This is a genomic window from Hydrogenophaga sp. (assembly GCF_022844385.1).
Classification (GTDB): domain Bacteria; phylum Pseudomonadota; class Gammaproteobacteria; order Burkholderiales; family Burkholderiaceae_C; genus Hydrogenophaga.
In genome coordinates this window covers 1-5,659 of sequence record NZ_JALHLX010000174.1, presented here as the reverse complement: position 1 = coordinate 5,659, position 5,659 = coordinate 1, and the positions used below count along the sequence as shown (strand labels likewise).

Annotated in this window: 6 protein-coding genes; all 6 read right to left on the bottom strand. The window is 64.6% G+C overall.

Features of this window, described 5'->3' with window-relative positions; translation table 11 throughout:
* Positions 1-1,043: branched-chain amino acid ABC transporter permease (locus Q0C59_RS18155; RefSeq protein ID WP_291218184.1), on the bottom strand; the 1,043-nt coding region annotated here is incomplete at its 3' end.
* Between the two features lie 10 nt (positions 1,044-1,053).
* The gene (locus Q0C59_RS18150) at positions 1,054-2,043 is read right to left on the bottom strand and encodes a branched-chain amino acid ABC transporter permease (protein ID WP_291218182.1); all 990 of its coding nucleotides are present in this window, start codon (positions 2,041-2,043) and stop codon (positions 1,054-1,056) included.
* Positions 2,040-2,774, bottom strand: coding sequence for an ABC transporter ATP-binding protein (locus tag Q0C59_RS18145; protein WP_291218180.1), 735 nt, complete (start codon positions 2,772-2,774; stop codon positions 2,040-2,042). The genes Q0C59_RS18150 and Q0C59_RS18145 overlap by 4 nt, the downstream gene beginning before the upstream one ends.
* Positions 2,771-3,532: an ABC transporter ATP-binding protein gene (locus Q0C59_RS18140; protein WP_291218177.1), complete on the bottom strand. Its 762-nt coding sequence runs from the start codon at positions 3,530-3,532 to the stop codon at positions 2,771-2,773. Before Q0C59_RS18140 ends, Q0C59_RS18145 begins: the two co-directional genes overlap by 4 nt.
* Before the next feature lie 143 nt (positions 3,533-3,675).
* Complete coding sequence (locus Q0C59_RS18135) at positions 3,676-4,884, bottom strand: substrate-binding domain-containing protein (protein ID WP_291218174.1); 1,209 nt, start codon at positions 4,882-4,884, stop codon at positions 3,676-3,678.
* Between the two features lie 163 nt (positions 4,885-5,047).
* A partial coding sequence (locus Q0C59_RS18130) for a helix-turn-helix domain-containing protein (RefSeq protein ID WP_291218172.1) occupies positions 5,048-5,659 on the bottom strand: 612 nt, incomplete at its 5' end.

Below are 5,659 nucleotides of genomic sequence, written 5' to 3'. Positions count from 1 at the left end.
CCCGTGGGGAAGTAGTAGACCGAGAGCACGAACAGCAGGCCCAGCCAGAGCAGCCAGCGGTCGGGCGTGAGCAGCGCGGGCAGCAGCGGAATGCCTTCAGTGGCCTGGCCGGCCACACGCAGCAGGTCTTGCAGGTAGCTCTGCGCGAGCACAAAGATCACGCTGCCGATGAGTGCGCCGTACAGCGTGCCCATGCCGCCGATCACGACGATGAGCAGGATGTCCAGCATGATCTCGAACGACAGCGAGGTGTCGGGCCCCTGGTAACGCAGCCAGATCGCAAGCAGGCAGCCGGCGAGCGTGGCAAACGAGGCCGACAGCACGTTGGACAGCGTGCGGTAGACCACCGTGCGGTAACCCAGCGCTTCGGCGCGAAAGTCGTTCTCGCGAATGGCCTGCAGCACACGGCCAAACGGCGAGTTCACGATGCGCAGGATGGTGAGGAAGATCGCGGTGACCGCCACGAAGATCAGGTAATAGGTGATCAGGCGGCCGTTCAGATCGACCTCGCCAAACGGTGTGGCCAGCGGCTCCTCACGCAGCATGAAGCCAGGCGACAGCAGCTCGGGCACCCGGAAACTCAGACCGTCTTCACCACCGGTGAAGTCCGACAACTGCGAGGCCAGCGTGAGAAAAGCCGAGGCCACGGCGAGCGTGATCATGGCGAAAAAGATCGCTTTCACCCGCAGCGAAAACAGGCCGATGAGCAGCGACAGCAGCAGCGAGATCAAGAGCGCACAGAACACGCCCACGGCCAGCGCGCCCCAACTCGCCTGCTCCACCGAGTTGAGCGAGATCGCCACGCCATAAGCGCCGATGCCGAAGAACATGGTGTGCGCAAAACTCACGATGCCGGTGTAGCCCAGAAGCAAGTCGAAGCTGGCCACCAGTGCCACGAAGATCAGCACCTTGGCTGCCACATTGAGCGCTTTCACGCCGGGGAACAGAAAGGGCGCGAACAGCAGACCGAGGAACAGGATCACCAGCAAGGCTGTGAGCCAGCGGCTGCGCGGCAGGTCGTTGGACAGGAGTCGGGAAATCATGGTCGGCTCCTTATCGGTTCGTGACCGGGTAAACGCCCTGAGGCCGCCACAAGAGAATCGCCACCATCAGCGCGATGTTCGAAAAAAGCGCGACCTTGGGAGCCAGGAAGCCGGTGTAGTTGGCCATCAGGCCGACCAGCAGCGCGCCGATGAGCGCCCCCGTGGTGGAACCCAGGCCGCCGATGATGATGACGATGAAGATCAGCACATTGACCTGCGCGCCCATCTGCGGCAACACGGTCTGCTGGTACAGGCCCCACATCACACCGCCCAGGCCCGCGAGCGCACTGCCCACCACAAACACACCGATGAACAGTTGGCGGATGCGGTAGCCGAGCGACTCGACCATCTCGCGGTCCTGCACACCGGCGCGCACCAGCAGGCCGACCTTGGTGCGGTTGAGCGTCCACACCATGGCGGCGAACACGGCCATGCCCACCAGCACCGCGAGCAGCCGGTATTTTTCCACCGCCGCGTCACCGAAGATGAAAGAGCCGCGCAGGGTTTCGGGCAAGGGCAGCGCGATCTGTCCCGGACCCCAGATGACCTTGATCAGCTCTTCGCCAATGATCATGCCGCCCATGGTGATGAGGATCTGCTTCAGGTGCATGCCGTACACCGGGCGGATGATCAGGCGCTCGAACACCCAGCCCAGCGCGCCGGCCACGGCCATGGCCACCAGCATGGCGGGCAGCAGGGCCATGAGGTTGAGCCACAGGCTGTCGGCCTGGGTGTAGCTGGTCATGCTCGCCAGCACGGTGGTGGCCACGAAGGCGCCGAGCGCGATGAACACACCGTGGCCGAAGTTGAGCACATCCATCAGGCCGAACACCAGCGTGAGGCCCGAGGCGATGATGAAGATGATCATGCCCATGGCGAGGCCCGCCACCGTGAGCGTGATCCAGGTGGAGCCGCTGCCCACAGCGGGCAGTGCGATCAGTGCGAGCGCGGGCACGAGTGCGAGCGGCTTCCAGTCGAAGTCGGCTTTGAGCAATGTCATTGGTGTGCTCCGAGGGAGAGGCCCAGCAACCGGGATTGCATGGATTCGTCTGCGGCGAGTTCGGCCATCGATCCGCTGTGCACCACGCGCCCGTCGTCCATCACGGCCACGGAGTCGCCGAGCTGGCGCGCAAAGTTGAAGTTTTGTTCGACCAGCAGGATGGTGGTCTGGGCGGCCTTGAGTTCGCGGAAGGCCGCGATCATGTTCTGGATGATCGCGGGCGCCAGGCCCTTGCTGGGCTCGTCGATCAGCAGCAGCTTGCGCGGCTCGACGATGGCGCGCGAGACCGCGAGCATCTGCTTCTGCCCGCCGCTCAGTTTGCCGGCCGGGTGCAGCCAGAACTTCTTGATGGCCGGGAACAGGCCGAAGATCCATTCGAGCCGTGTGGTGTCGATGTCGTCGAGCGTGCGCGCGCCGCGCGCGGCCAGCAGCATGTTCTCGCGCACCGAGAGGTCGGAGAAGATGCCCATGCTCTCGGGCACGTAGGCCACGCCGCTCTGTGCGGTGTCGGGTGTGGGTTGTTTCGTGATGTCCACGCCATCGAGCACCACCGTGCCCTGGCTGGCGTGCCACAGGCCCATGATGGTGCGCAGCGTGGTGGTCTTGCCGGCGCCGTTGCGGCCCAGCAGCATGGTGAGCTGGTTGGCGGGTACGACCAAGTCCACGCCGTGGAGGATGTGGTACGCGCCGATATGCGTGTGAACCCCTTGCAGGGTCAGCAGGTTGTTCATGCCGGCTCCTCTTCCGTGGAATTGATGCCGAGGTAGGCCTGCTGCACCACGGGCGAGGCGATCACCGTGGCGGGGTCGCCGTCGGCCACCAGTTCGCCGTTGTGCAGCACGATGATGCGGTCCGAGAGTTCGCGCACCACGTCCATCTTGTGTTCGACCAGCAGGATGGTCTTGGTCTTGTCGTTCTTGAGCTGGCGGATCAGGTTCAGCACCACCGGCACCTCGTCCACGCTCATGCCGGCGGTGGGTTCGTCGAACATGAAGACCAGTGGATCGAGCGCCATCAGGATGGCCACCTCCAGCTTGCGTTGGTCGCCGTGCGGCAGGCTGCTGGCCAGCGCGTCGCACTTGTCGGCCAGCGCCACCGCTTCCAGCACTTCATCAGCGCGCTCCAGCAAGTCGCGCCGGTCGCTCCAGATGCGCCAGAGATTCAGGCCCGCCTTCGCCTTGGCCTGCACCGCCAGGCGCACGTTTTCCTGCACCGTGAGGTTGGGGAACAGGTTGGTCAGCTGAAACGCCCGGCCCAGCCCGGCCTGAGCGCGTGCCGGTGCGCCCAGCGAGGAGATGTCGTGGCCACCCAGGCGCACGCTGCCCGCGCTGGCCTTGATCTGTCCCGAGATCAGGTTGAAGTAGGTCGTCTTGCCGGCGCCGTTGGGGCCGACGATGGCGGTGAGCGTGCCCGGCGCGAACGCGCAGGAGACAGCACTCACCGCCACGTGCCCGCCGAAGCGGACCGTGAGGTTCTGGGTTTCAAGCATGAAGGACTCTCCGCATGAGGCCGCGGTGTGCCGTGAGCCGCACGTGCGGCGAACTTCCAGAAACACCGCGGAACCGGCTTTGCCGGGCCGCAGGTGTTGTCCCCCTTTCCAAGGGGAAGCCGCGTCAGCGGCGCAGGGGGTTCTTACCTTTTATTCCGGATGGGGATCGCCAAATCTTCTGGCTTGATCTCGCGCACCAGCTCAGGCACGCCCCAAGCAAACGCCGGGTCCACCTTGATCTTGAAGTGGTACATGCTCTGCATGGCCTGATGGTCTTCCTTGCGGAAGGTCATCTTGCCCTTGGGCGTGTCGAAGCTCATGCCTTCCATGGTGCTGATGAGCTTCTCGGTGTTGGTGTCACCGTTGGTTTTCTTCAGCGCCGTGACCACCGCCATCGCCGCCGAGAAACCACCGGCAGTGAAGAAATCCGGCGGCGTCTTGAACTGCTTGTAGTGCTCGGCCACCATGGCGTCGTTGATCGGGTTCTTCGGGATGCCGAAGTAGTAGTACAGCGCGCCTTCCATGCCCGGGAACTGCTTGTAGGCCACCATCGCGGGCAGGATGTTGCCGCCCGTGGCGAGCTTGATGCCGTAGCGTTTTTCCAGGTCCATTTCGGCGATCTTGCTGAACGGCGTGGGCGCGCCCGACCAGCCCACCGAGATGTACTTGGTGCCCGGCTGGTCCTTGAGCTTGTCGACGATGCGCAGCAGGCCGGCGGTGAAGTCGGTCGTGCCCACGGGCAGGTATTCCTCGTGCACGATCTTGGCCTTCTTGATGAAGTCCTTGGCGGCGTTCACGCCGTCACGGCCGAAGGCGTTGTCGTTGGCCAGCATAGCCACCACGTTGCCCGGCTGGTCGAGTGCCACGGCGTTGGCGGCCGCGTCCTGGCTGCTGTTGCGACCGGTGCGGAAGATGTACTTGTTCCATTTGTCACCGGTGATCGAGTCGGCCACGGCGGGCTCAACCAGCAGGATCTTCTTGTACTCCTCGGCCACTGGCAGCATGGCCAGCGCCACGGGCGAGGCGGTCGGGCCGATGGCGAGGTCCACCTTGTCGTCCGCGTAGGCGGCGGCCAGCAGGCTCTTGCCCACGTCGGGCTTGCCCTGGTCGTCCTTCTCGATCACCACGATCTTTTTGCCCGCCACCATCATGGTGCCGCCGGTGGCGTAGCTCAGGCCCATCATCAGACCGACCTGGGTCTGCTTGGCGTAGGCCTCGAGCGGGCCGGTCTTGCTGTGGATGTGCGCGATGCGGATCTCGCCCTTGTTGGCCTGGGCCATGGCCATCTGGGAGCCGAAGGCGGCGGTACAGGCGAGCGCGATGACCGCCAGGCGGCGGGTGGGGTTTGTCATGTCTTGTCTCCTGGTTTTGGACGATTCACAGCCTTGGGCCGTGCCCTCACATTGCAGGCTTCGTGCCAGTTTGCAGACCTTTGATTTCGCTGCGATTTTTCAAACAGCGCTGGCCAATTCGTCTGGATTTCAGACGAATGATTCAGACCAGGCCGTCTGCATTTCAGTCGATCGTCTGAACTTCAGACAAAAAACCCATCGCCGCAAGCCGGTCGTAGAAGCTCGCGCGCGAGATGCCCAGCAGCTTCGCCGCCGCCGTGCGGTTGCCGCCGGTGTGCACCAGCGCCTGCGCAATGGCGCGGTGTTCCAGCTCGGCGATCTGCTGGGGCAGCGGGCGCAGCGCATCCACCGCCGCAGCATGCGGCTGAACACGAACCGATGCTGCCGGCGCCAGCGCCGGCAAGCCTGCTTCCTGCAACACCATGCCCACCTGGGCGCCCGCGATGTGGTGCGTGTCGCTGCGCAGCGCGAGCTGCTCCAGCACGTTGCGCAACTCGCGGATGTTGCCGCGCCAGGGTTGCGCTGCCAGCAGGGCCTGCGCGTCGGGGTTGAGCTCCAGTTGCGCGCCGCCACCGCGCGCGGCGATGTCTTCGCACAGCGCTTCGATCAGCAGCGCAATGTCGTCCTGCCGCTCGCGCAACGGCGGCACCCGGATCGGCAACACGTTGAGGCGGTAGTACAGGTCTTCGCGAAAGCTGCCGTCGCGCACCATCTGCTGCAGGTCGCGCGAGGTGGCGGCCACCACGCGCACGTCAAACGACACCAGCTTGTTCGA